The organism is Micromonospora sp. C51 (assembly GCF_018070435.1).
GTDB lineage: Bacteria > Actinomycetota > Actinomycetes > Mycobacteriales > Micromonosporaceae > Micromonospora > Micromonospora sediminimaris.
Window position 1 is genome coordinate 1 of record NZ_JAGPXQ010000050.1, and the last position, 24,876, is coordinate 24,876.

Annotated in this window: 19 protein-coding genes and 1 CRISPR repeat array; of the genes, 6 read left to right on the forward strand and 13 right to left on the reverse strand. The window is 68.5% G+C overall.

From position 1 onward, the window contains the following. The first annotated feature begins 130 nt into the window (after positions 1-130). The 5 genes from cas7e to cas2e are packed head-to-tail and all read left to right on the forward strand — an operon-like array spanning position 131 to position 4,008. Positions 131-1,255 (forward strand): type I-E CRISPR-associated protein Cas7/Cse4/CasC, encoded by a 1,125-nt coding sequence (gene cas7e, locus KBX50_RS28975; protein WP_210941044.1) that lies wholly within the window; start codon positions 131-133, stop codon positions 1,253-1,255. Continuing rightward, positions 1,252-1,953, forward strand: coding sequence for a type I-E CRISPR-associated protein Cas5/CasD (cas5e, locus tag KBX50_RS28980; RefSeq protein WP_210941045.1), 702 nt, complete (start codon positions 1,252-1,254; stop codon positions 1,951-1,953). Before cas7e ends, cas5e begins: the two co-directional genes overlap by 4 nt. A 2-nt stretch (positions 1,954-1,955) precedes the next feature. Beyond that, complete coding sequence (gene cas6e, locus KBX50_RS28985; protein ID WP_210941046.1) at positions 1,956-2,633, forward strand: type I-E CRISPR-associated protein Cas6/Cse3/CasE; 678 nt, start codon at positions 1,956-1,958, stop codon at positions 2,631-2,633. Beyond that, positions 2,630-3,598 (forward strand): type I-E CRISPR-associated endonuclease Cas1e, encoded by a 969-nt coding sequence (cas1e, locus tag KBX50_RS28990; RefSeq protein WP_210941047.1) that lies wholly within the window; start codon positions 2,630-2,632, stop codon positions 3,596-3,598. Before cas6e ends, cas1e begins: the two co-directional genes overlap by 4 nt. Beyond that, positions 3,598-4,008 carry a type I-E CRISPR-associated endoribonuclease Cas2e gene (cas2e, locus tag KBX50_RS28995; protein ID WP_210941048.1) on the forward strand — a complete coding sequence of 137 codons (411 nt, stop codon included), beginning with the start codon at positions 3,598-3,600 and terminating at the stop codon, positions 4,006-4,008. Before cas1e ends, cas2e begins: the two co-directional genes overlap by 1 nt. A 100-nt stretch (positions 4,009-4,108) precedes the next feature. Further along, positions 4,109-6,754: direct repeats of the CRISPR family, unit length 22 nt; unit sequence CCCCCGCGTGCGCGGGGAGCAG. Positions 6,755-7,034: 280 nt separating this feature from the next. Here cas2e and KBX50_RS29000 read toward each other — a convergent pair. Beyond that, entirely contained in the window at positions 7,035-8,093 is a 1,059-nt protein-coding gene (locus tag KBX50_RS29000; protein WP_210941049.1) for a hypothetical protein, read from the reverse strand. Continuing rightward, entirely contained in the window at positions 8,093-12,361 is a 4,269-nt protein-coding gene (mobF, locus tag KBX50_RS29005) for a MobF family relaxase (RefSeq protein WP_210941050.1), read from the reverse strand. Before mobF ends, KBX50_RS29000 begins: the two co-directional genes overlap by 1 nt. Positions 12,362-12,586: 225 nt before the next feature. On the opposite strand from mobF, the gene KBX50_RS29010 reads away from it, so the two are divergent. Continuing rightward, the gene (locus KBX50_RS29010) at positions 12,587-13,009 is read left to right on the forward strand and encodes a hypothetical protein (RefSeq protein ID WP_210941051.1); all 423 of its coding nucleotides are present in this window, start codon (positions 12,587-12,589) and stop codon (positions 13,007-13,009) included. Between the two features lie 23 nt (positions 13,010-13,032). Here the strand turns inward: KBX50_RS29010 and KBX50_RS29015 are convergent, their stop codons facing one another. The 11 genes from KBX50_RS29015 to KBX50_RS29065 form a co-directional block, all read right to left on the reverse strand. After that, complete coding sequence (locus tag KBX50_RS29015) at positions 13,033-13,470, reverse strand: hypothetical protein (RefSeq protein ID WP_210941052.1); 438 nt, start codon at positions 13,468-13,470, stop codon at positions 13,033-13,035. Positions 13,471-13,577: 107 nt separating this feature from the next. Then, entirely contained in the window at positions 13,578-14,216 is a 639-nt protein-coding gene (locus tag KBX50_RS29020) for a GGDEF domain-containing protein (RefSeq protein WP_210941053.1), read from the reverse strand. Between the two features lie 159 nt (positions 14,217-14,375). Continuing rightward, positions 14,376-15,893, reverse strand: coding sequence for a hypothetical protein (locus KBX50_RS29025; protein ID WP_210941054.1), 1,518 nt, complete (start codon positions 15,891-15,893; stop codon positions 14,376-14,378). 486 nt (positions 15,894-16,379) lie between these two features. Then, positions 16,380-17,069: a hypothetical protein gene (locus tag KBX50_RS29030; protein ID WP_210941068.1), complete on the reverse strand. Its 690-nt coding sequence runs from the start codon at positions 17,067-17,069 to the stop codon at positions 16,380-16,382. Positions 17,070-17,286: 217 nt separating this feature from the next. After that, the gene (locus tag KBX50_RS29035; RefSeq protein ID WP_210941055.1) at positions 17,287-17,820 is read right to left on the reverse strand and encodes a hypothetical protein; all 534 of its coding nucleotides are present in this window, start codon (positions 17,818-17,820) and stop codon (positions 17,287-17,289) included. A gap of 88 nt (positions 17,821-17,908) precedes the next feature. Continuing rightward, positions 17,909-19,459, reverse strand: a complete 1,551-nt coding sequence (locus KBX50_RS29040) for a ParB N-terminal domain-containing protein (RefSeq protein ID WP_210941056.1) — start codon at positions 19,457-19,459, stop codon at positions 17,909-17,911. Between the two features lie 158 nt (positions 19,460-19,617). Next, a complete protein-coding gene (locus KBX50_RS29045) occupies positions 19,618-20,154 on the reverse strand; it encodes a hypothetical protein (RefSeq protein WP_210941057.1) in 537 nt (178 codons plus the stop codon). 177 nt (positions 20,155-20,331) lie between these two features. Further along, positions 20,332-21,576, reverse strand: coding sequence for a DUF932 domain-containing protein (locus tag KBX50_RS29050; RefSeq protein ID WP_247674630.1), 1,245 nt, complete (start codon positions 21,574-21,576; stop codon positions 20,332-20,334). A gap of 581 nt (positions 21,577-22,157) precedes the next feature. After that, positions 22,158-22,583 carry a hypothetical protein gene (locus KBX50_RS33080; RefSeq protein ID WP_307871101.1) on the reverse strand — a complete coding sequence of 142 codons (426 nt, stop codon included), beginning with the start codon at positions 22,581-22,583 and terminating at the stop codon, positions 22,158-22,160. A gap of 203 nt (positions 22,584-22,786) precedes the next feature. Continuing rightward, a complete protein-coding gene (locus tag KBX50_RS29060; protein ID WP_210941058.1) occupies positions 22,787-23,311 on the reverse strand; it encodes a hypothetical protein in 525 nt (174 codons plus the stop codon). Positions 23,312-23,771: 460 nt separating this feature from the next. After that, the gene (locus tag KBX50_RS29065) at positions 23,772-24,602 is read right to left on the reverse strand and encodes an SAM-dependent methyltransferase (protein WP_307871102.1); all 831 of its coding nucleotides are present in this window, start codon (positions 24,600-24,602) and stop codon (positions 23,772-23,774) included. Positions 24,603-24,876 lie beyond the last annotated feature (274 nt).

The window sequence follows — 24,876 nt, forward strand, 5'->3', positions numbered from 1 at the left end:
CCGGGGCGTCCAGAACAGCGAGGCGGCCATTCCTCCCGAGCCATCGCAGGGCAACCCGTCATCAGCCACACCTCGCCGTCCTGGGCATCCAGGGCTCCAACCCCAGACACTTCAACCCTAAGGACCCTTCATGAGCCGCACCATCATCGACGTCTACGCCCTGCAGACCGTGCCGCCGAGCAACCTCAACCGCGACGACACCGGATCACCGAAGACCGCCGTCTACGGCGGGGTGCGCCGCGCGCGGGTGTCCAGCCAGGCGTGGAAGCGGGCGATCCGGCTCTCCTTCGCCGACCTGCTCGACCGCTCCCAGCTCGGCGAGCGGACCAAGCGCGTGGGGGAGTCCCTCGCTGCACGCATCCGGGCGCTTGACCCGAGCATGTCCGAGGAGGCCGCGTCTACGCTGGCTGCCGACACCTTCGTGGCTGGCGGCCTGGCCAAGGCCGACAAGAAGAAGGGCGAGCTGAAGGATGTCGAGTCCGGCTACCTGCTGTTCCTAAGCCACCGGCAGCTGGACAACCTCGCCGCCGCCGCGCTGGAAGCGGCGCAGACCGGGGGTGCCCTCGACAAGGCCCGGTTCAAGGCCCTCGTCGACTCGGAGCATTCCGTCGACATCGCCATGTTCGGGCGGATGGTCGCCGACATGACTGACATCAACGTCGACGCCGCCTGCCAGGTCTCCCACGCCATCAGCGTCCACGCCGTCGACAACGAGTTCGACTACTTCACCGCCGTCGACGACCGCAAAGCCGACGCCGCCGAAACCGGCGCCGGCATGATTGGCACCGTCGAGTTCAACTCGTCCACCCTGTACCGGTACGCCACCGTGGACGTCGACGCCCTGCACCGCACCCTCGGCGACGCCATAGCCACCCGGGCCGCCGTCGAGGCGTTCCTGACCGCGTTCGCCCGCAGCATGCCCACCGGAAAGCAGAACACCTTCGCCCACCGCACGCTCCCCGACGCCGTGCTGGTCCGGCTGCGCGACACCCAGCCGATCAACCTCGTCGGCGCCTTCGAGACACCCATCCGGGAGACCCACGCTGCCGGGCGCATCGAACTGGCCGCCGAGGCGCTGGCGAAGCACACCGTTGCGGTCGAGAGCGCCTACGGCGAACGGCCCGTCGGTGCCTGGGTCACCCAGGTCGGCGAGCGGACCGCAGTCCTGGCCGACCTGGGCAAGGCAGTCACCTTCAGCGAACTCGTCGCCGGCGTGGGGGAGCAGGTCACCGTGGCACTCGGGCAGCCGGCATGAGTGTGCTGCTGCTGAAACTGGCCGGCCCACTGCAATCATGGGGCTCGTCGAGCCGCTTCGCCCGACGGGGCACCGAGGTCGCACCGACCAAGAGCGGCGTGATCGGCCTGCTCGCTGCCGCCAAGGGCATGCGACGCACCGAACCGCTCACCGACCTGCTGGGCCTCCAGTTCGGCGTACGCCTGGACCAGCCCGGCCAGATCCTGCGCGACTTCCAGACGGCCCGATCCCTCGACGGCCGCCGCAGCGCACCACTGACCTACCGCTTCTACCTGTCCGACGCGGTCTTCCTCGCCGCCGTCAGCGGCGAACGGACCCTACTGACCGGCCTGGCCGAAGCACTGGACCGCCCCCAGTTCCCCCTCTACCTCGGCCGTCGATCCTGCCCACCGGTCGGCCCGATCAACCTCGGCGTCCACGACGACACCCTCGACGACGCGTTGAGCCAGTGGCCCTGGCTCGCCGCCGACTGGCACCGCAAGAAGGCCGCCCACACCGTCCGCCTGGAGATCATCCGAGACGCGCGCCCGGGGGAGCCGGTCACCGAAACCGTTCCCGACGAGCCGGTCAGCTTCGACCCCGCGCATCGGCAACACACCTGGCGGTCGGTGGTGCGCCGGCACGTTGACGTCACCAACGACCTCGCGGAACGGGCCGGTATCGCCGAGCACGACCCGCTGAGCCTGCTGGGAGGCTGAGCATGTTCCTCACCCGGTTCCAGATCAACGCCGCCCGCCGCAACGCCCGCAAGCTGCTCGCCTCGCCGCACGCCATGCACGCGGCCGTCCGCGCCGCCTTCGCCGACGCCGCCGACTACGAGCGCCCCGCAGCCCGCACGCTGTGGCGCCTCGACACCCCGGCCACCGCCACCGTCCACCTCTACATCGTCAGCCCTGGACGACCCGACCTCACCCACCTGGTCGAGCAGGCGGGCTGGCCCACCAGCGACGAAGCCTGGACTACCCGGGAGTACGACGGGCTGCTCGCCTCGCTGCGACCGGGCCAGGAGTGGGCGTTCCGCCTCACCGCCAACCCGACCCACAGCGGACGGAAGACCGCCGAGGCGAAGGAGACGCAACGCTTCGGCTACCTCCGCGAGCACGAACAAACCGCATGGCTGCTCGGGCGGGCCGAGCGACATGGCTTCGCCCTCGCGACCCAGCAGGACGGCCGCCCCAACCTGCGGTTGCACCGGCGTCAGACGCAGTCCTTCAAACGTGGCATGGGAACCGTCACCCTCACCACGGCCACCTACGACGGCATCCTCCAGGTCCTCGACGCCGACGCCTTCCGACGCGCGTTGACCAACGGGATCGGGCACGCCAAGGCATACGGCTGCGGCCTGCTCACCCTCGCTCCCGTCCAGGGCCGCCGGTGAAGATCCCCGGCGTCCCACCGGCGGAACTGGCCGACCTCAACCGCGCGCAGGACCGGCTCAGCTTCATCTACCTCGAACGCTGCGTCATCCACCGCGACAGCAACGCGATCACCACAACCGACGACAAGGGCGTCATCCACATCCCAGCCGCCACCCTCGGCGTGCTCCTGCTCGGACCGGGCACCAGCATCACCCAGCAAGCGATGATGCTGCTCGCCGACAACGGCGCCACCGCGGTCTGGGTCGGCGAACACGGCGTGCGCTACTACGCCCACGGACGACCCCTCGCCCGATCCAGCCGACTCCTCGTCGCCCAGGCCGCCGCGGTCACGCACCGCGACCGGCGGCTCCAAGTCGCGCGCGAGATGTATCGGATGCGCTTCCCCGGCGAAGACACCACCGCCCTCACCATGCAGCAACTCCGCGGCAAAGAGGGAGCCCGAGTACGCCGCAGCTACCGCGAGCACGCCAAGCGGACCGGTGTGAACTGGAACAACCGCGAGTACAACCCGGACGACTTCACCGACAGCGATCCGGTCAACCAGGCATTGTCCGCCGCCCACGCCTGCCTGTACGGCGTGGTGCATGCCGTCATCGTCGCCGTCGGCGCCTCACCGGGCCTCGGTTTCGTCCACACGGGTCACGACCGATCCTTCGTCTACGACATCGCCGACCTTTACAAGGCCGACATCACCATCCCGGTCGCCTTCGACATCGCCGCCAGCGGCTCGACCGACATCGGCGCGGACACCCGCCGCGCCGTCCGCGACCGCATCCACGACGGTGCCCTCCTCGACCGATGCGTACGCGACATCCGCACTCTGCTGCTCAGCCCAGGCCCGACCGGGCCGATCGATGAGGAGTGGCTCGACGGGGAGGCAGAGAACGACACCGTACGCCTCTGGGACGACAGCGGCCACGAGTTCACTAGTGGCCGCAACTACGGCGGTGGAGCCGACTTCTGATGACCGTCATCATCCTCACAGCCTGCCCTGAAGGGCTGCGCGGCCACCTGACTCAGTGGCTGCTAGAAATCTCCGCCGGCGTGTACGTGGGCCACGTAAACAGCCGAATCCGGCAACGCCTCTGGGCCAAAGTTGTCGAGATGGCCGGGCCGGGTCGTGCCCTGCTCGTCCATCAGCAGCCAGGTGAACAACGGCTGTGCTTCCAGGTCCACGACCACCACTGGCAGCCTGTCGACCTTGATGGCATCACGCTGATCCGTCGACCCACCGACCGGAAGACCTACAACCCGGCCCTGTCCCGGGGCTGGAGTAAGGCATCAAAACGCCGCCGCTTCGGACGCCGTTCTCGAGAGAACGACCGCACCTCGGCGGCGATCCCGAAACAAGGTGACGAACACGACCCCAGCTGAACTCTCAGTGACCTTCCTCCGCCGAAGTCATGTCGCCGTATCGGGATCACCCCGCGAGCAGTGAGGCGATGTTATGAGTGACAGCAACGTCGGGGATCATCCCCCGCGTGCGCGGGGAGCAGTTCAGGCTGGGCTTCTGCTTGCGGTTGCGCCAGGGATCACCCCCGCGTGCGCGGGGAGCAGCCTTGCCGTCGAGCAGCGCGCCAGGCAACCCGGGGATCACCCCCGCGTGCGCGGGGAGCAGAGCTCCTTGGCCCACCGTGCCGCGATGTCCTCGGGATCACCCCGCGTGCGCGGGGAGCAGTGGCCGTGGCCGGGTGAGGTCACCGGCTGAGAGGGATCACCCCCGCGTGCGCGGAGAGCAGGGAGCGGAACAATGGCTGAGGTTAGCTTCGACGGGATCATCCCCGCGTGCGCGGGGAGCAGTCTTCGGGAACGGTGGTGACGTGTCAGCTACCGGGATCACCCCCGCGTGCGCGGGGAGCAGGCCACGTTCGCGCGGGTGTTGGCCAGCGACCGGGGATCACCCCCGCGTGCGCGGGGAGCAGGGGGCGGTCGCCTGCACCATCGCGTCCAGGTCGGGATCACCCCCGCGTGCGCGGGGAGCAGACACTGTGGCTCCAGGTGATGCGTGGGGTGCCGGGATCACCCCCGCGTGCGCGGGGAGCAGCGACCGAACGGGTTGTCCGGATCCTTGATCACGGGATCACCCCCGCGTGCGCGGGGAGCAGATCACGCCGACCGGCTCGACGCCGTCGATCACGGGATCACCCCCGCGTGCGCGGGGAGCAGGCGGGTTCTCCCGGCGAAGACGCCCAAGGATGTGGATCACCCCCGCGTGCGCGGGGAGCAGGAGTGACACACAGCGCTCCCTCATCCTGGCGACGGATCACCCCCGCGTGCGCGGGGAGCAGTAGTAGAGGGAAGCGCCGTAGGCGACAGCATCGGGATCACCCCCGCGTGCGCGGGGAGCAGGTGATGCCGGCGGCACGGCGGATACGGGGCCAAGGGATCACCCCCGCGTGCGCGGGGAGCAGACACGAAATGGCTTTACGCGGGCGGTGCCGCCGGGATCACCCCCGCGTGCGCGGGGAGCAGCTCGGCCCCGACACCTACACCCTGACCGACCAGGGATCACCCCCGCGTGCGCGGGGAGCAGGTCGCGTTCACCGGCACCGACGTGACGGTGTCGGGATCACCCCCGCGTGCGCGGGGAGCAGGTCAAAGCGGCCCTGCGCACGCAGGTGATCGCGGGATCACCCCCGCGTGCGCGGGGAGCAGCACCGCTTGTCCGCCGCATCTCACCGCCTCACCGGATCACCCCCGCGTGCGCGGGGAGCAGGCACCGCGCGACGAATCCTATCGGCGCAGCAGCGGATCACCCCCGCGTGCGCGGGGAGCAGGGCTGGGACTGCGGCTGGCTGGGTCACTGCTGGGGATCACCCCCGCGTGCGCGGGGAGCAGGTCCAGATATGCCTCAAGGGTGGCGCAGGACAGGGATCACCCCCGCGTGCGCGGGGAGCAGGATCCGCTCCAGCAGCGGCAAGCCGTCCCCGTTGGATCACCCCCGCGTGCGCGGGGAGCAGAGCCCGACCGCGAGCCGGTCGTACTGCACCCAGGGATCACCCCCGCGTGCGCGGGGAGCAGGACTTCCGCGACGGGCCGATGATCCTCGCCCTGGGATCACCCCCGCGTGCGCGGGGAGCAGACCCACAGCCGCAGGTCGTACTAGCTGCGGCCGGGATCACCCCCGCGTGCGCGGGGAGCAGGTGCCGCCATTTCGCCTCCCCCCACGGTCGGCGGGATCACCCCCGCGTGCGCGGGGAGCAGGCCTCCAGGTGGACGGGCTGGACGTCGAAGTCGGGATCACCCCCGCGTGCGCGGGGAGCAGCGTCTCCCTCGTGCGGTTGGCGTGGGCTTTGCGGGATCACCCCCGCGTGCGCGGGGAGCAGAGCAAATACGCAACACACGAAAGACACAGACTGGGATCACCCCCGCGTGCGCGGGGAGCAGGGAATCTGGGGCGCAACTCAACGGCCGGTAGATGGGATCACCCCCGCGTGCGCGGGGAGCAGCCGTCGGCGTGCTTGTCGCCACGCGCGCAGTATGGATCACCCCCGCGTGCGCGGGGAGCAGGGTGTCCCCGTGTGTTCTGCCTGGTCAACAGGGGGATCACCCCCGCGTGCGCGGGGAGCAGACCGTGGCCGGTAAGCGGCACAACCTGTTCACGGGATCACCCCCGCGTGCGCGGGGAGCAGGGATACGCCGAATTGATGTCGTACTCGAAGCAGGGATCACCCCCGCGTGCGCGGGGAGCAGGAGGTCCACACCGGTGGGCTCCGCAACGGCCAGGGATCACCCCCGCGTGCGCGGGGAGCAGCAGACTTCCATCCGGTGATGGTCACGGTCGCGGGGATCACCCCCGCGTGCGCGGGGAGCAGAGAACGCCGCTCGGGTACTTTACTCGGGCGGCGGGATCACCCCCGCGTGCGCGGGGAGCAGACTTGGAAAAGATAGATGCGGCATTCAGATTCGGGATCACCCCCGCGTGCGCGGGGAGCAGCCGACCATACGCCGAATGCTGCGGTGAGCACGGGGATCACCCCCGCGTGCGCGGGGAGCAGCTTACGTCTCCGTACTCCACAACTATGTCACGGGGATCACCCCCGCGTGCGCGGGGAGCAGTTTCCCGACTGCGAGACGTAGACGGTACATGCGGGATCACCCCCGCGTGCGCGGGGAGCAGGCTTCCTGACCTGCGGCGCTAGAGATCAAGTGAGCTGATTTTCTTCACTTTCAGTTTCAAGATCTTCATGCTTTCTGTGTCGGTCCGTGGAGTTAGGTATCCGGTTGCCTGCTGGTAGCCCGGTTCAGCGTAGCGGGTATGGAGAGCGCCGAACGGCTCGTAATCGAGGGGACATGAGTGGCCGTCACGGAACGCGATGTGGCACAGGTGGGTGCCCTTGGCGACCGCTTACGCCAGGATCGCCAGCCTTCGAGATGGACGATTGAACGTGGCGCTGCACCTAGCCGGAGATGCTCGGGCTGTCGGGCTCGTCCCGTTGGGGAGCAGGGTGGTCGACGCTGCGGGAGCCCGGCGTGGGTGCGTCTTTGCGTTGCTGAGGGGTGATGCGACCAACGGTGTCGCTGAGTTCGTCGACGCGGTCGGCGATGTCGCGGAGTTGGCGTAGGACTTCGCGAGCGAGCTGTTCACCGGTGGACATCCGCGCTTGTTCGGCTTGTGCGATGAGGTTGGTGAGGATGTTTCCGGCCTGGGTTGGCTGATCGGGATCGTTGTACACTGAGGGTGAGGACACGGCCTGGGCACGTTGGCTCAGGTTGTGGGGGTCGTGTTCGCCATCTGGTGGAGCGGCCCTCCTCTCGTTGAGGCGTAGTTCGGTGCCGGTGGTGGCTTCGAGGATCGTGGCGACGTCGACGATGCGGTTCCACCACTGGGGTTCGTCGGAGCGCAGTGCGCGTCCGGCGGACCAGGCGACGGCGTCTGCCATCCACAGTCCCGGGTGCGTGCGGTCTTTGACGTGCACGAGGCGCATGCGGTGGCTGATGGCCCTTTGGTCGAGCAGTCGGCGGTAGGCGCGTACGTCGCTGCGGTCGGTGGCAGGTACGCGGGTGCCGCTGTTGCGGGCGAGGCGCCATTCGTCGTCGCTGGCGCGGCTTTCGAGGATGACGTCACGGACGCGGTGGGTGTTGAGGTGACGCAGCAGGCGTTCGAGGCTGATCTGGCGGGCGTGTTCGCCTTGGCGTTCGAGGAAACGTGCGATGCGCGGGGTGGTTTCTGGTGGTGGTTCCGGGCTGCCGTGTCGCAGCGGGGTGTGCACGGAGATGACGGACCAGCCAGCGTGTTCGCTGACGACGTCGAGCATCTCTTCGATGATGCCAACGTGCCCTCGATGGTAGAGCACGGAGGAGTGGTAATCGTGGTCGTGGGCAGCGGCGCGTGCGGCGTCGATGGCTACAGCGACATCATCTTGTTCGATGAGGACCGCGGACATCAGGTAGGCGCCGGGACTGCCGCGTTGCTGGAGCCATGATTCGTCGACGTAGGCGATCGGGTGGCTGGGCATCAGTCGAGCTCCGTCTCGTTGTCGATGGCGCCCGTGGTAAGCCGTCGGTGGGCGGCGTCGGCGTGCTCGGACAGCCGGTCGGGCATGGGACCGCTGTGGAGTTGGGGCCTGGTGTCGTCGATGGCGCGGACGCGGTCGGTGGTGGTGGCGACGGCGTCGGAGAGGGCAGCGTTGCGTGTGGCGGCGCGGCGGGCGTGCTCGGTGTCGGCGGCGAGGCCGGCGTAGCGGGTGGGCAGGGCGTCGGCGTACCAGCGGGACCAGGTGGCGTGGCGGGTTTCCAGGCCGGCGGCGCGCTTCTGGTGGCTGTCGATCACGCCTTGCTGCTTGGCTAGTTCGTCGCGCAGGTTGGTGCTGTGGTGGGCGGCGGTGGTGGCCCGCTGGTGTGCGTCGCGGTGGGCGGTGGCGGCCCGGGTGCGGAAGGGGCCGTGCTGCCACCAGCGGGGCCGAACGGCGTGGGCGTGAGTGGTGGCCCGGTGGCCTGCGGCGTCGACGGCGGCGCGCAGGAGGGTGAGGTCGTGCTGGCGGTGTTCGGCGTCGGTGAGGTCGCGGTGGGCGGCGCGGAGTTGGTCGGCGACGTAGGGCGGTGTGGCGGCGTCGGCGGCGCGTTGGGCGTCGATGAGGTGGTGCAGGGTGTCGTTGTCGGCGGTGGTGAGGCGTCCGGCGAGGGCGGCGGTACCGAGCACGAGGCGGGCGCGGTGCCAGGCGTTCCAGCGGTGAATGTCGCTGATGGGTGGTTCGGCGCCGATGGGATGGTCGCTGGTGAGCTGGTACCGGTCGCGGTAGGCGACGACTACTTCGGCGCGGCCGAGCCACTGGTCGCGGCCTACGGGGTCGGTGGGGGCGTCGCCGAGGGCGCGTGCCCAGGCGGGCTGTTGGGTGGCGGCGAGGTCGGCGAGGGCTCCGATGCGGCGGTCGCAGATGGTAGCGACTTGGTGTAGGGCGTCGGCGATGTCGCTGGTCGCGGTGGCTGGCAGGCGGTCGGTGTAGGTGCCGGCTTGTGCAAGTGAGGTGGCGGTGATGGGGTCGGCGACGGTGCGAGTGAGGAGCCGGTCGATGCGCCAGGAGAGGACGGCGGCGACGTCGTCGGCGGTGTCGAGTTCGCGGTGGCGGATGGTGCGGCGTAGTACGTCGGCGGGGTCGTGTCCGGCGGCTTCGAGGGTGGTGAGACGGGTGATGAGGGCGGGTAGGGCGAGGTCGTCGGCCAGCCGGTCGGCGAGTGCTTGACCGGCGAGGTTGCGGACGGTGGTGAGGTAGTCGGGGATGCGTGCGCGGGCTGCGAGGTCGTCGTAGATGGGTGCCCAGGTGTGGAGGGCGTCGGCGTCGGCCCAGAGCTGGTGGTGGGTTTCGGTGGCGGAGCGCTCGGGTTGGGCGCGGCGCATGATGTCGGCGAGTACGGCGGTGCGGGCGGTTGGCGGCCGGGGTGGGGTGCCTTCGGCGGGGTGGTCGTCGGTGACGACATACGCCTCGTTGAGGGTGTGGCCGCGGGTGAGCATGACGTAGAGGCGGGCGAGGTTGGTGCGTTCGTCGACGAGCGCGCGGGCGGTGTGAACGGTGTGGCCTTGCACGGAGTCGACGGTGAGGGCGTAGGCCAGCTGCACGTGGTGGGTGGCGTAGGCGGCGGGCAGGGTGGCCGGTGTCTGGGTACGCAGGTTGGTGACGTGCAGCTGCCCGTTGCGGTCGACGGTGGTGATTCGCCATTGGTCGCGGTTGGCGACGAAGGCGGTTCCGGCGGTGAGACGCCGATCGTTGCGGCGGGTGACGACGATGTCGCCGACGCTGGCGTGGTTGCCGTCGTGTAGGCGCACGGCGGGGCCGGCGTGGACGAGGCCGGCGTGGAGGAGGATGTCGCGGGCGCGGTGGGCGAGGCCGGCGGCTTGGTCGTTGGTGTCGACCAGGAGCATGCTGTGTCGGCCGGCGGCGTGGTCAGCGGTCCACCGTTCGAGCATCTGACTGATGAGGTGTTCGCGGTGCCCGCCGTGGAGGCGACCTCGCCGGTCGTATTCGGCTAGGACAGTGAGGTCACCGGCGCGTAGACGCAGTGATGCTGGGGCCTCCCACGGCTGCCGGAACCGGTGGACGTGGAACAGCTCGATGGTGTTGCCGAGGCTGGCGAGGTACCGGAACAGTCCGCCCGGGCCGGCGGCGGAGATCTGCTCGGGGTCGCCGACGAGGATGAGTTTCCCGTCGACGGCGGCGAGTTGTGTTACGAGGCGTGCGAGGTCGTGGGTCGACACCTGGGACGCCTCGTCAATGATGACCCACTGCCCGGATGCGAGTCGCCAGTCGCTGGCTCGGGTACCTGCGGGTGGCCGGTCGTGGGCGTGTAGCCAGCGGGCGATGTTCTCGGTCCGGATGGTGGTGCCGTTGGGTTGGCGGGTCGCGTCGGCGAGCAGGTGCGCGGCGGATTGTCCGACGGTGAGGCCAAGCACGGGCACACCGCTGTGGCGGGCCGCGGCGACGACCGCGCGTTGCAGGTGGGTTTTGCCGGTGCCGGCCGGTCCGATGACGCCGGTGACGCGCCGGTCGTCGCCGACGAGGAAACGCAGCGCGGTCGCCTTGTCGCGGGGGAGCTGGAAGGTGTGGACGGCGGCGGCAAGCGCTTCAGGAGCGGCGGGCGCGGCGCCGCGTTGGTTGGCGTAGCTGATGACGTGCTTCTCGGCGGCGAGCACGGTGTGGGTGGTCATCCGCAGCTCACGGTGGCGGGTGTATTCGCTGTGTTGGTCACTGCCGCGTAGCAGGCTCGGTCCCCAGGTGACGAGTGCCGGTGGGGTGAGCACCCGCAGCCCGGCGGTGCCGTCGGCGATGACCTGCTCCGCGAGCTGCTGGACGCGTTGCCAGTCGCGGTCGGGTGAGGCACCGGGGTTGATGGCGAGGACTTGGCCGATGGCCAGTTCGAGCTGGTCGCGGCCGAAGACGGCGTGGGCGCGGCCGAGTTTGTGCACGGCGCGGGCCACGGCGAGCCGATCATCGGCGCGTACGGCGGCGTCGACGACGCGGTCGTGGTCGGCCGCAGGGATGTCGAGCTGCGCGGCGGCCGCGTGGAGGATGTGCTCGTCGATGGCCGCACGGTGGCCGGCGATGGTGGCGGCGCGGCGCAGCAACCGGGCGCCGGCGGCGGCCGTCGGGTTCGCGGCCGTGGTGTTGGTGAGGATGCGGTGGATCTGGGCGGCGGTGTCGAGTCCGGCTTGGCGGTCTTCGTTGTGCCAGCGGCGTACGGCCTGCTCGGTGGATTCGGCGCCGGTGTGTGTCCGTCGGGTGCGTAGCGTGGCGTCTTGGGCGCGACGGCGCCACCGGGCCGCCGGGGATCGTTCGGTGAGGGACGGCCGACTGACCCGGCGGTTCATCTCGGCGGTGATGGCGCTCCGCCGCTTGCTGTAGTGGCGCAGCGATGCCGGGCTCAGTCCCACGATCTCCCGGATGGAGGAGTCGTCGCGGGCGGCGAAGGTGACACCGAGGCGACGCTGTAGTTCACTTTCGACGGCGCGTTCGTAAGCGACGCGTCCGCTGACGGTAGCCCGGTAAAAGGCCCGTCCGTCGAGGGCGAGCCACTGCGCTCTGCCGTCACCGGTGACCGCTTTGACCTTGGCGGACACGACGATGTGGGAGTGCAGCTGGGGGTCACGTTCGCGGCTCATCCGGTGGTCGAACACCATCGCGGCCAGGCCGGCGGTGTCGAGCTGCCGGACCCCGCCTGCGCCCGTGCGGGTGAACGCGCCGTGCCGTTGAAGGTGGCTGAGCAGGGACCGTACGCCGGCATGATGGGCGGCCATGACGGCGTGCTTGACGCCGTCGTCGCTGAATGCCCAGAGCAGGCTGACGGACTTCACGGGAGAAACAGTGACGTCATAGCCGGAAACAGCCCGCCGTTCCGGGGTGGTCATGATGGACTGCCACACCCGAGTGCGCTGTTCGACGGTGGCGTCGGCTGGTAGTTGCGCCAAGGCACGTTGAACGGCTTGCTCACGGTATTCGTCGGTCATCGGTCGGTAGAGTCGCCATTTCTGTCCCAGCTGGTATCCGGCACTCGGGTGGCGTCCTTGGCCAATGAGATAACGCATCTGCTGCTCGGTGACCCAGCCGTCGACACCGAGAACGGCGGTACCGTTTCCGGCCCACCAACCGGGGCGCTCACCGCGGGCGGTGGGGTTCACGTAGTAGGGCGTGGGCCCGGTGGTGGCGAGCGGGCGCAGGTCATGTCGACCGGCGGCGACCTGCTCGACGAGGTAGCGGTAGCCGTCGCCGGGTGAGATGCGCGTGACCGACAACATGGCTCGACCGTAGAAGATCAACTCGCCGGAATCGGTGTGAGAATGCAAGGGGGTGTATCCCGTCTAAGGCGACGGTATGGGGTAGGAGAGCGATGTGGGGAGGTCAGGTGATGTCAGGCCAGACACGAACGGTCGGGGTAGGTGATGGTGAATTTGTGACCAGGGTCGAACGGTTCAATGAGTTGGGTCTGGTGAGGATGGCCTAGGGCTGGCTACGGTCGGGAAATGGCGAGTAAAACGGGGAACACGGCGGTTGTGGCGCTGCGGCAGCGGCAGGAGTTGGAACTTCGCGCGGTGAAGGCGGTCGAGCAGACCGCTGGGGCGTTGGATGAGGCGCAGCGGCGGCGGCGTGAGGCGTTGGCGCGGTTGGATGAGGAAGCCGCGTCGGTGGTGGCGGCGCATGAGCTGGCGGTGGCGGTGTTGTCGACGGTGCTGCGTGATGACGACCTGGCGGCGGCGTTGACCGGTGTGGACGTGGCGCGGGTGCGGGCGTACCGGCGTGGTGCCGACCATGCTGCGGTGCGGGCGCGGATCGCGGAGCTTGGCGCGGTGGTGCCTCGTCGCCGCAGAACGGCGGTACCGGTGCCGGAAACTCCGGCACCGGTACCTGGCGACAGTGGGTCTGGCGCGTCGTTTGAGCGCACGTAACGGTGCGGCCGGGGCGTTGGTTGTTAGGGCTGACCGAGTAGGCGACGGGCCTCGCCCGTGGCGACCCATCCGGCTAGGTCGTGGAACACGCGCGCGGAGCGTTTGGGGAGGGTGAGCGGGTACTGCTCAGGGTGCTGGACGTGGTGTTTGGCGGTCTGCCAGAGGTCGAGCAGGAGCGCGGACAGCCGGAGCGTGGCGCGCATCCGGCCGGGCTTGCAGTCGGGGCAGCGGTGGCGACGCGCGTACTTGATCAGGGCTACGACTGAGGTGCGCAGCTCTGCGGCGCGGATGGGATCGGTGGTGGGTTCTGTCGGCCAGGCCGGGGGGTCGCAGAGGTCGAGCAGTGTTAGCACGGAGGCCATGTGTTGGCGTGCGGCGTCGAGCAGGGGTAGCACGTGGTGTGTGTGGCTGTCGGTGGCCGCGAGGGGCAGTGTCGTTCTGGGCTGGTTGTGTGCGGACATGGGAGGGCTCCTGGGGTTGGTGTGGTGGGCGGCGTTCGCCGTGCCGTCCGGAGGCATCGTGCGGGCTGTGGGTGGCGGCCCGGGTTGTGACCGGGCCGCCGGGTTGGCTATCGGTAGCGGCGGCGGTGGTTGCCGCTGCGGGTGATGATGGTGATCAGACCGGGGTGGAACTCGCACACGCCGCCGCCGCGTTGCTTGGCGGTGTACATGGCGGTGTCTGCGTCTCGTAGGAGATCCGTTGCGGTGTGGTCGTTGTGGTCGGCCACCGCGAGTCCGACGCTGGCGTGACAGCCAACGGTCTGCCACCTGATCGTCAGTTCTAGTTCGTCGAGCGCGCGGGCGGCGGCGTGGGCGCTGGCACGCGCAATGTCCCTCTCACCGTCGATGACGATCAGGAACTCGTCGCCGCTCATGCGTCCGACGTAGGCGTTCGGTAGGTCGAGTCCGGTGAGGGACTCGGCGACTCGGCGGAGCACGAGGTCGCCGGCGGCGTGGCCGTGCTCGTCGTTGATGTCCTTGAAGCGGTTGAGGTCGAGCAGGGCCACGGAGACGGGTCGGTTGCGGTCGGCGAGCAGGCCGTCGAGGTGGGCGAGCAGCGCTCGCCGGTTGGGGAGCCCGGTCAGGGGGTCGTGGTGGGCCTCGTGGCGAGCGATGGCGTGTGCGGCGCGTAGGTGCCGGACGTAGGCCAGGAGCACCAGGCAGCACGCGGTGGTGCTGCCTAGCAGGGCGGTCTGGAAGTCGAGCATTCGTACTCCAGGGTCTGGGGTTTGTGTGTGGTGTTCGTTGGGGGTTCGCCGTCCCCTCTGAACACTTATTACTATACCTCCTAATGGGATTGGTGTAAACCGAGAATTGGTGCGTGAGCAGGGGGAGTCGGCGCAATCCGGCTCCCCCTGCTGGTGCCCTTACAGTTCGGTGTGGTGCGGTGGGTTGCCCAGGATGTGCACCTGATCGGTGAGGATCAGTGGCGCGTCAGCCGGCCCTTTGATGTGTGGGCGGACGTAGGTCCGGCGGCGCTGGGAGCGGCCGGGGCCGCATGGCTGCTCACGGAAGAATCCGGACACCCACCACCGCCGGGTGTAGACCCGTCCGGGCTTGCCCTCGGTGGCTTGACGGGCCTCTTGCTTGCGGCGAAGCCGCACGAGCCGCACGACGGGCGTGGGCCTGTTCGCGCGTTGGTACGCCTTGCGGGTCGACTTGTCGGCCTGCTGCTCGGTGATTTCGGCGTCGGGCTGGGTGGTGAGAATCCACGTGGCGATCAGAGCGCGCAGCATCGCGTTCGTTTGCTCGCTGTTGGGGCGGTACTGCCGTTCGAAGCGCAGCCCTGCTCCGGTGCTGACCGGGAGGAGCCAACCGAAGCGTTCGCGTAGGTCCTGCATCTCCCGTTCGGTGAGCGGCTGGCCCTGGGTGACGGTCTCGGCGGGCGTCAGGAAGGTTGTCCAGACTCCGCCGGGGATCGGTCCCCATTGGGCTCCGATGATTGGTACGCCGACGCCAGTGTCGGGCAGTGCGGGGTTGCAGACGGGGGTGTGCCAGATCAGGAAGCCGTCGGGGGTGGGCATCTCGGCGGGCGTGATGCGTATGTCGGTGAGGTCGCGTGCCGCGTGCATGGCGAGCGCGGTGAAGTCCGGGTCGATCCAGAAGATCCGTGCGTTTTCGGCGTGGCTTGCCATGAGCGCGGTGTATCGATCGAGTGGCGCGGGGTTGCCGCTGTCGATGACGACGGGGCGCGCGTCGAGGGCGGCACCGGGGAGCATGTGGCCGGGAACGGTGTAGGCCGCGCCGTCGTCAAGGGTGGTGAGGAGGTGTGTGCGTGCGGATGTACGCCAGAACCGCACCAATCGGTCGCGTACCTTCGGCAGCATCTGCGGGCGTAGCGTGCGGAGCTGCGTGGGGGGAGCGATTTCGACGGTCGGCGTGGCCTGCGCCTCGGGTGCTGGTCCGATGCTCAGGGGTTGCCGTGCGGGCGTGCCGGGCGTGGTGGCAAAGAGCGCGCGGTGTAGGGGGCCGAACATGTCGGCGTCGCTTGGTAGTCCTCGGCGACGGGCACGCTTGACCGCGCGGTCGGTGAGGCCGTCGACGTCATGGGCCTCGACGAGGCGGGCGCATCCTTCGCATGCGGCCCATTTGCCGCCGAGGTGATGCGTCTTCATGTGGTGATCGTCTGGAGCGATCATCTCGATGTTGAGCGAGCCGAATTCGAACGATGCCACCGGGTCGGGTGCCGAACAGAAGTCGCACGCCATCCGTACGGTGGTGAGTTCGCTCAGTGGGGCTGGATCTGGCTTGTGGTCGCCGTAGAACTGGGGATGCGTGAACGTCCTTTGGCCGTCAGTCGCGGTGATGACCGTGAGGGGGACGCCGCACGTGCGGCAGCCGTACCCCTCGACGTTCGGCGTATTGCCGAGGTCGTGAGTGTGCATGGTTCTCCCTGGGGTTTGTGTGTGGCGTTCGTTTGGGGGTTCGCCGTCCCCTCAGAACACCTATTACTATACCTCCTTACGGGTTGTAAGTCCATCCCAGACGTGTGATGAGCTGCCAGGATTTGCTGATCTTGTGGGTCGATGCCGGCGGTTGCGCCGGGAGCGTGCGCGGGGCGGGCATGGTTGCGCCCCGGTCTTCTTTCGGCGGTGGGGGGCGAGCTTGCTCGTCTGCGGCGCGCGCAGTGGAGGTCAAGTCCGGGCGCGGGGTTTCGAAGAAAGGATCATGCGTTCCTCAGCATGATGCTTTCTGAGCCGCGTTCGGACTTGACCGGAGCGAGCACGTCGCTAACCTGTTGCGGCCTCCCACCGGAGAAGGAGGGTCTTGGCAGTGCGGCCGGAGGCCGCTTCCGGGCTACCCGGCCCGCCACGGGCCGGGCCGCGTTGCGGAACTCGCACACCTACCGCAGCCAGCCAATCCGCTGGCGGTCAGTTGGTGGGGCGGAGGGGAAGGGCCTCGTCCAGGATCGCCCACAGGGTCTGTCGCTTCCACTGCCGGCGTCGTCGTCCTCTCACGCCCACGGATTCGGTGTCGGCGCGAGCCAGCACGTGATCCGGAAGTGCTTGGGCTCTGTTGTAGCCGAGCACCCGCGCCGCCTCTGGCGCGGCGACCAGTTCGTCAGGGTCGCCGGAGCGGTCGGGGCGGCCGCGTGCCGTCCCGGTGGGGCGTCCGGTGTGGGCTGCTCCCTTGCCTGTGCGGCTGTCGGCTAAGTCCCAGATGGTGCGTCGCTTCCATCGGCGCTGGGTCCTGCCGCCGGTCAGGGGCTGCTCCTCGTCGACATGGCTCAACAGCAGGGGCCACAGTCGGTTCTGCCCGGTGAGCGACCTGCGGCTCTTATATCCGAGGATGCGCGCGGCAGCCTCGGTGTCCACGAGTTCGTCCGGGTTGCCGGACCGGTCGACAGCCGCACGAGTGTCTTCCCTGGCCCGGTCGCGGGGCAGCCGGTAGCTGGCGATGTCGTCGGCGAACCACGAGCGGCCGTCGTCGGCGCGCTCAGGGAAGCCGCTGGTGTCGCGGTCGGCGTAGAGGCGGTCGAGGTGGCTGACGGAGATGCCCAGCATCTCTGCGGCCTGGGCACGGGTGACGACTCGCCGACCGCCCGGGGTGCGGGTAGACATGGGGTGATGATGCCGTACCAGTCCGGTGGTGACGCACGCCAGTCCAGGACGCGCGGGTGCGATGCTCGTGGCCATGCTTGTCCACCGGGCTCTCCGGACGGCTGTCGTAAGATGGGCGCCACGCGTTCGGCGTTTGGTCCCTGGGGCCTGTGTGGCGCCGGCGCTAGGTGGCCGGGGGGAGTTCGCCAAACTAACCCCCCGGCCGCTGCTTTCGGGGCTACGGGCGTGGTCCGTCTTGGTGGGCGACGACACCGCTGAGCTCCGTCGACGCGTCGCGGTGGCGTGCGGTGGTCTGACCGCGTCTGCCGAGGTAGTAGCGGGCGGCGCGGGCCAGGAGCCCGTACTGGGTGTCCCAGCGGGCTATCACGCGTCCGGTGGGTAGTTGCCGGGCGACGTACTCCCTGCGGTGGGTATCCCAACCTCCGCTGCACGTTGGTGCGTCCTCGGCGATGAGATCCCAGCGCTCGCCGCTGCTGGACGTCGTGTGAGCATGACGTTCGCGGGTGAGAGTCCAGTGGTTGCCCTGTCGGCTGACGAGCAGGCCATGCGGATGGCCGTCACGGAACAGGTGCATCCGACCGTGGCGATCGCGGAACATCACCACGTCGCCGCGCGAGTCGAGTGGACTGTTTGCCGCAACGGTGTACGGCGTCGTGTGCTCTGGTGGCCATTGCGTGGACTGCCCTGGGTTGGCTGCTGGGATGTCGAGTTGTTGTCTGGGCGCGGGTGGGGTGGGACGGACGATTCTCATGGTCTTCCTCGCTGAGTCGATAGCGGCCGCAAGGGCGGTGGACGGAGCGCCGGTCGCGGGCTGCGGTAGCCCTCGACCGGCGCTGCTGTCAGGCCGCGAGGGGTTCTGCGGTGCCGTCCGCCTCCTCGTCGGTCGTCGCGGTGGCGACGGCGGTCAGGAAGGCCGTCCGCTGGCTGGGTGCGCGGTTGGCGACGCCGTCGATGATGAGTTGTTCGACCTTGCCGACCTGGAAGCCGTTGGTGACGCACCACTGCAACCAGGCGGCCACCGCCGGGTCGGGTGCGCGCCACGAGGCGCGGGTGATGGCGCTTTCGTTGGCGGCGACGATGGCGGCCAGGGAGATGACCGTGTAGCGGGACTCGCTGACGCGGGAAGGCACCCGGTTGGTGCCGGCTTTCCTGCTCCTGCCGGGCGCGAGGAGGTCGTCCAGCATCTTGCGCCCACCTCTGATCCAGGTCGCAAGGATGTCGCAGGAGCCGGCCAACGTTTCCGCGATCAGCTTGTGGGTGCCCTTGGGTGGGGTCTTGGCCGCGAGGAGGTTGGCGAGCCACTCGCGGCGGACGGTGTTGGCGGCATCCATCGCCTTGTTGTTCGCGATGACGAGCCGCCGCTCAGCCTTCTGCTGCTCGGTCATGGCGCGGTTGACGGTGGTGGCGGCGTAGTGGGGCTGGCCGTGGCCGTACGTGCGGAAGTCCGTGCAGTATGCGTACTCCTTGAGGTGGTCCTGGGAGCGGTACAGCAGGACGGCGTGACCGGGGCATACGGCGTGGCCCTCAATGTCGAGCCGATCGCCCTGACTGTCACGGAGTTCCCTGATGCCCTTGATCTTTGGGTCGTCATAGCGGGGGAAGTCGTCGAGGAGGGTAACTCCGGCCGTGGTCAGCTCGGCGCGGCGGTTGGCTTCGGCATCGGCGGCGGCGCGGGCGCTGCGGGCCAGCTCAACCGCGCGGGCGAACGCGAACGGGCCTTCCTCGGCTTCTTCCAACAGCGATCCGACAATGTCGGTGTCGTCGGCGAACTCGGCGAGGGCGGCGGCCTGGGTGAAGTCCAGGCCGAGTTCGTGGGTACGCGCAACCGTGGCGCTGTTAAGGGTGGCGACGCGGCGACCGGCGCTGACCTGCTGCGGGGTGTAGCCGGTACGGCGGGCGATGTCGTCGTCGTTCATGCCGTCGAGAGCGAGCTGCTGGATGCCGCGTGCCTGCTGAACGGCGGTCGGGTCCTTGCGGTGCACCTGCCGCAACATGCTGATGATCTGTTCGCGGTTGTCGGCCAGGTCGTCGCGGATGATGGCCGCGATGTACTCCTGCCCGGCGTCGGCGGCGGACCAGTAGCGCTGCTCGCCGTCGATCAGCAGGTACCTGCCGTCGTCCTGCGGGATGACGATGACGGGGGACAGCAGTCCCTTCACTCCGTCTTCGCGCAGGTTCTCCGTGATTCCCGGCAGGGCCTGCGCGTCGTCGCGGACGTTGCTGGGGTTGGGCTTGATCGTGTCGAGACGCAGCAGCGTGTGGCGGCCGGGCAGCTCGGGTGCGATGTCGGTGGCGCGCGGGGCTACTTCGGCGTGCGTCTGGTCCGGAGCGTTCGGGTTGTGCCTGTCGACGCGGGTCGACTGCGGTGGCGTGTCGCTGATCGTGGTCACGGTGTTCCCTTTCGTGCGGGGTGTTGGTTGGCCGGTTCGGCCCGGGTTGCCGTCCGGGCGTAGATCCGGTGAATCTGAGCGTGCGATGCCGCCGGGTGGGCGGTGTGCGGATGCGCCTTGCGGGGGACGCAAGGGTGCGACGGGTTGTGCTCGGCCGGTTAGGCGGCCGGGCGTACGGCGGTCAGGTGGGGTCGACTGGCCGGTGTGGGCATGAGGCAGTCGGCGCAGGTGATGTGGTCCCAGCGGTGTGGGCTCGCGCCGTCGCCTGCGGGGCAGGGGCGGGCTTGCAGGTCGCGGATGTCGGCGGTGTTCAGGCAGAGGGGGCAGAGTCCCCAGTTGGCGGTCGGGCCGCCGGTGATGGACGTGTCGCAGAGGGCGCAGTACAGGCCGGCTTGGCGCATGGCCTGACCGATCACGTCGGCGGTGGCGATCGCGCGCCGCGCGGTGCCCGCGAGGTTCTTCCACGCGGCGGTGCGCTGGATGCGTTGCCAGTCGTTGTTGCTGAGCAGTGGATCGGGCAGGTTGACGATCCCGTCTGCCTGGGCGCGTAGGTACGCCTCGACTTCGGGTCGGCCGAACAGTGGTCCAGTCCATTGGTAGGTGCGGGCGAGGGCGGAGACGAGCTGCCGCGCGTCGGGTTCGGCGAGGTTACGGGGCATGGACACGCCGTGGGGCAGTCCGATGATCAGGGGCATGGTTTCTCCCAGGTGTGAGGGCGCACGGGTGTTGGGCGCGGATGTGGATCGGCCTGGTGTGGGGTGGGCAGCCCGCGTCGGCCGTGCATCGAGCATGCCGACGCGGGTCACCCCCGTGGCGAGTGCTGCCCTGGGTACCCGCCGGAGGGATGTCCGTCGGCGGCACCCGGGGTTGAGTCAGAGCGTGGCCGCTAGCTTCATCGCCCGGAGACCGAAGCCTTCCATGTCGAAGGCCGCGTCGGGATCGGTGAGGGTCTGGGCGGCGCTGGTGACGGCGTGCAGGATGCCGCCGGCCGTGCGATCGGCACCGTCGATGAAGTGGTTGAGGACGAGGCGCTGCTCGTCCTCGGTGAATCGCAGGCGTTGACCGATGACTCGGACGGTGTGGTCGGGATCGGCGATCCTGCGCCCTGCCTTCTCCTCGATTTCCTCGATCTTGCGCTGCACGTAGCGGACGTCGAGGAAGCGGCGCACGGCGTCACGGGCCTGCTTGGTGATCAGGGTCAGGTTGGCCTGCTGGGTGTCGCTGCTCCAGCGGATAGTGCCCTCGTCCATCTTCGCGCCGAGATGCACTGCCCGGAGGGCGTCTTCGGTGATCTTCATTCCGTTGTTGCAGATCTGGATGACGATGCGGGGCGTGACGGTGGCTGCGCCGCTGCCGGTTTCGCTGTTGGTGAAGTCGAAGCCCGCGAAGACCACCGGGTTGTCGGCCCCGGTTGCTCCGGTGAACGGGCTGCGGTAGTTGCGTAGTAGGGCGGGGGCGATCGACTTGATGGCCTCGGAGTGCACCCGCACGACCATGCGGCGTTCACTCAGGTCACACGAGAACTTGACTCGAATGCCCGATTCTTTGATACCTGACAGGATCGCGGTCAGGACGTCGAGGTTGTCGATGATCTTGTAGCCGTCGCTGAGGAAGGCGCGCATAATTCCGCCGCCACTGCCGTCCGAGAGGCAGCGGACGAGGTAGCGCTTGCCCTGACTGAGGTCGAGCCAGCCGTTGACGTTGGCGTCGTAGAGGTGCAATGCCTGCGCGCGGGTCTTGCGCAGGTAGGCGGTGGGGATACCGAGCTTGTCGGCCAGGCCCGCGTCGCCGAGTTCAGTGGGTCGGTAGAGCCCGTCGGAGGAGGTGACGCCGAACTCGTTGATGATGGGCTCCGCTCCGGTGAGGCGAATCAGTCCGGCCTCCGCTTGCAGCATCGCCGTCCCGGCGACGATGTCGAGCTTGTGTGCCTCCTGCTGCCGGAGGATGCCGCTCAGGTCCGCGAGGGTCGCGTTTCGGGCGGTCAGGGGGATGGTGTTGAGCGCGCTACTCACAGGCGATCCCTTCGGTTTGGGGTTGCTGGCGTGGGCTGGGGTTGCCGTCCCGCTCACATATTTAATGATACATGAAAGAGTGGTTTGGAATCTAGTCGAAGTCATTGAAGTGGCGGCACACATTTATGTGGTCATTGGGTTACTGGCCGTCGTTTTCTCTTTCTGTCGAGCGTGACGGCCGTTTCGCCCGTCGCCTTCGCACACCGAAAGGCGATACCAATGTGCGATTTTTCCCGGCGGCCTGATCTCTGATCCACCGGGTGTGACTGCGGCTGTCAAGTCTGGGGTATGGCTTGACAGCCGCAGTCACACCCGGTTGCCCTTGGGTAGGCCGCCGGGAAGGAGCGGAGTTGTCCTGTCTCTCCCGGAGCCTGCCTCGCCGGCGAGGCGCCGCGGTGCAGCGGCGGGACGCTGCCCGGCCGGAGGCCATCGACCGTAGGTCGATCGCCCAGCGAGCCGCGTCTGCAAGCTGGTGGTTGCCGAAGCATCCTGTCGGGATGCTGGTTCGGATGCCCCAGGCAGGTGCATGCATGCACGTGCCCGGTTGGTTGTCGTCTGGTGACCGCGGTTCGTTACTGGCGGCGTTGGCGGGTCCCCACCACGGGAGCAGCGGCGGAAGCTCGGCAAGTGGTCGGCGCGGGGGCTTCGGCGATTGCGACTCGCCGTCGTCGCCGTCCGTACTGAATTTAGGCAGGTCGCCCCAGCCGAAGTGCGGCGTTGGCTCGTTGGGCAGGACGCCGAGTGTTTCCCAGCGGGTCGATGCGGGACTCAGCGACCGTGCACCGATGCGCCCAATCGGCGCCGAAGTCGAACACGTACGCGAACTGCTCGCTGGCACCGAGCCGGCTTAGCTTGGTGTGGTCGCTGTCGATGTTGCCCTCGGGGGCCTCGCCGTCCCACAGCTCAAGCGGTGTGACCTGGGTTTGGTAGGCCATCGTTAACCTGTGCATGTGGGCCAAGTCCCAGCGGCCGAACGTCACGTCGATAGCGTCAGCGAACTGGGCAAAGGCATGCGACCGGCTCGCGGCGAGGACCCTCCCAGGCCGAGGCCACCAGTCGATTCCACGACCGGAGACCAACTCGACCTGGACGGACAACCAGGTATGCGCCACCGATCACCCTCCCATCGCTGCCGGGCCGAAGACTAAGCGTCACCGAGACCCGCCCCAGGCGCGGCCAACGGGTGGTGGGTTCGGCCGTGTCTGCCCAGGCGCTCGAAGGCGCACACCGGCACACATCGAGCCCGTCAGGTCGGAAAGCGTAGTCGCGGCAATGAACGACGCGCGCCTGCTCGGCAAGCTGGGCGCTCTGAATCTCAGGTCTTGGGCGGCGATCCGGCGGCCGGCCGGGGATCGAGCACCTTTCCGGTGCGGGCATTGATCCAGTCCTGTATGCGTTGGCGTCGCCAGTAGCGGACGACGCCTTGTGCCGGCGCTGGCTGCTCGTCGTCGGGCCGTGGAAGATAGCCGTCCTCGCCTCGGTCCCACGCCACTTTACTGAGGCCGACGTACTTATCCCATCCGCCTTGGGAGATGTCGAGAAGGCTGCGGAATTCGGAGGCGGAGAGAAGCTCGTCGGGGTCTCCATCGAGATCGACGTGGTGAACCCGCGCGCGAGAGGCTTCAACAATCCGCGGCAGGACGACGTCTCGAACGGTCTGCAGTGCGTCGAGCGGAAACCAGGCTTTGCGGTCCTGGATCGTCGCTGCGGGCCAGCCGGATCCCTGCGCACGCTGCTTCGGGGAGGTCTTGAGCCGTACCGTCTGTTCGGACCGTCCAGTCAACTGGGCGGCACCGGCGATGTCCGTATGCGGCTGGCCGCCGATGTCGCGGATCTCCATTCGGCCCTGCCTGCGTCGGTAGGTGAGCGGGTGGCGGCCGGAGAACCTCGTTCGTGTGGAACGAGGCGGCAACACCCCGGCCGCCGTTTCAACCAACAACCCCATCCACACATCACGCTGCTTAGCGGACGTGTGGCCGAAGTGGTGCCGAGCATAGCAGCCTGGCCTGCGGTTACAGGTTGGCCGAATCCTGTTGCTGCGGTAGTCATGCGGTCGGTGGCGCAGCCCTCTCGGCCCCCTGCACTGCCCTCTGATGCGCCTGCCGATTGCCAAGGGCCCGGGCGGTGCGCGGCTTCCTGCGGGATCAGGCGGCGCTGGCAGTGGAACCTGGCTGACCACTGGCGTACCGGGCACGGCGACGCGTGGCGCGCGGACGCCGAGTACATCGAGTGCCACCCATACCGGTGGGTGACAGCCCTACTGGACTGAGGCCAAGCGGGCGTCCCGGCACTTCAGCACCTCACTGCCGAAGTGCTACTGCTCCTCGCATGGGTGAGGGCACAGGCCTGTCGGCGTACGGATCAGGTTCACTGAGCTGGGGTCGCCATTGGTTGAGCGGGACCAATCCCGGCTCGATCATGGTGAAATCGCCGAACAGGTCGGTGATCTGCGCGTCGGTACGCAGGGTGACCTCGGTGCCGGCCTTGCGGCGGAAAACGTCCTTGCCGGCGGAGACGGTCGACGCGTTGTACCTGTCCGCCAAGGTGGCGCTGACGTGGGAGATCACTAACGCGCTGCCGGCGGCGAGCTGATCGCGTATCGGCGCGACGACGGCGTCGATCTGGTCTTGGGGAACGGTTTGTAGCACGGAGCAGTACAGCAACGCGGTTGGCTGGCCAAGGTCGATCACGGTGGCGAGGTCACCACCGGAGAGCGCGTCGAGGATCAGCTCGGGCTGGGTGAAGTCACCCTCGATCGCACGACAGGTTGGGTTCCCCGCGAGGATCCGGTTTGAGGCGACGACCGCGACCGGGTCGATATCGACATAAAGCACCCGGGCCTGCGGGTCGGCTGCTTGGGCAATCTCATGCACGTTGCCCTGGGTGGGGATACCACTGCCAAGATCGAGGAACTGCCGAATGCCTCGCTCGGTCAACGTCTCAACCGCCCGCTGCATGAACAGCCGGTTGGAGCGGGCCATGGCCCTCGACTCCGGCACCGCCTGGAGAATCTGTTCCGCAGCCGTACGGTCTGCCTCGAAATTCTGGCTGCCACCGAGAAGGTAGTCATAGATCCGAGCGACAGTTGCTTTGCCGCCGTCAAAGCTCCGTAACGCCTGATCCTCGGTCACTACCTTCCCCCGTCGTTGCGCATGCACTTGTCCCCGACCGGCCATTGTGGGATGGCGGCCGTCAATGACCACTCAGGACTCAGGAGGGTATCTTGAAAAGTCCCTCATGGCTACACTCTGATCTTCGAGCCGACACCGACCGTAGCGCGGGCGTCCGGCGCAGAAAGGTGTCATGGAGGACTGGTCCGTCCTTCACACACCCGCTGTGGGTCCCATGCCCTCGGAACCCCGATCAGGGCGGCTTATGGTCAGCCAGGCCGGCTTGTGGTCTGGC

Bases quoted from the DNA above. Each gene is read 5' to 3' on its own strand.
- cas7e (WP_210941044.1), top strand. From the start codon at position 131: ATGAGCCGCACCATCATCGACGTCTACGCCCTGCAGACCGTGCCGCCG.
- cas5e (WP_210941045.1), top strand. From the start codon at position 1,252: ATGAGTGTGCTGCTGCTGAAACTGGCCGGCCCACTGCAATCATGGGGC.
- cas6e (WP_210941046.1), top strand. From the start codon at position 1,956: ATGTTCCTCACCCGGTTCCAGATCAACGCCGCCCGCCGCAACGCCCGC.
- cas2e (WP_210941048.1), top strand. From the start codon at position 3,598: ATGACCGTCATCATCCTCACAGCCTGCCCTGAAGGGCTGCGCGGCCAC.
- KBX50_RS29000 (WP_210941049.1), bottom strand. From the start codon at position 8,093: ATGCCCAGCCACCCGATCGCCTACGTCGACGAATCATGGCTCCAGCAA.
- mobF (WP_210941050.1), bottom strand. From the start codon at position 12,361: ATGTTGTCGGTCACGCGCATCTCACCCGGCGACGGCTACCGCTACCTC.
- KBX50_RS29010 (WP_210941051.1), top strand. From the start codon at position 12,587: ATGGCGAGTAAAACGGGGAACACGGCGGTTGTGGCGCTGCGGCAGCGG.
- KBX50_RS29015 (WP_210941052.1), bottom strand. From the start codon at position 13,470: ATGTCCGCACACAACCAGCCCAGAACGACACTGCCCCTCGCGGCCACC.
- KBX50_RS29020 (WP_210941053.1), bottom strand. From the start codon at position 14,216: ATGCTCGACTTCCAGACCGCCCTGCTAGGCAGCACCACCGCGTGCTGC.
- KBX50_RS29025 (WP_210941054.1), bottom strand. From the start codon at position 15,893: ATGCACACTCACGACCTCGGCAATACGCCGAACGTCGAGGGGTACGGC.
- KBX50_RS29030 (WP_210941068.1), bottom strand. From the start codon at position 17,069: ATGTCTACCCGCACCCCGGGCGGTCGGCGAGTCGTCACCCGTGCCCAG.
- KBX50_RS29035 (WP_210941055.1), bottom strand. From the start codon at position 17,820: ATGAGAATCGTCCGTCCCACCCCACCCGCGCCCAGACAACAACTCGAC.
- KBX50_RS29045 (WP_210941057.1), bottom strand. From the start codon at position 20,154: ATGCCCCTGATCATCGGACTGCCCCACGGCGTGTCCATGCCCCGTAAC.
- KBX50_RS29050 (WP_247674630.1), bottom strand. From the start codon at position 21,576: ATGACTTCGACTAGATTCCAAACCACTCTTTCATGTATCATTAAATAT.
- KBX50_RS29060 (WP_210941058.1), bottom strand. From the start codon at position 23,311: ATGGAGATCCGCGACATCGGCGGCCAGCCGCATACGGACATCGCCGGT.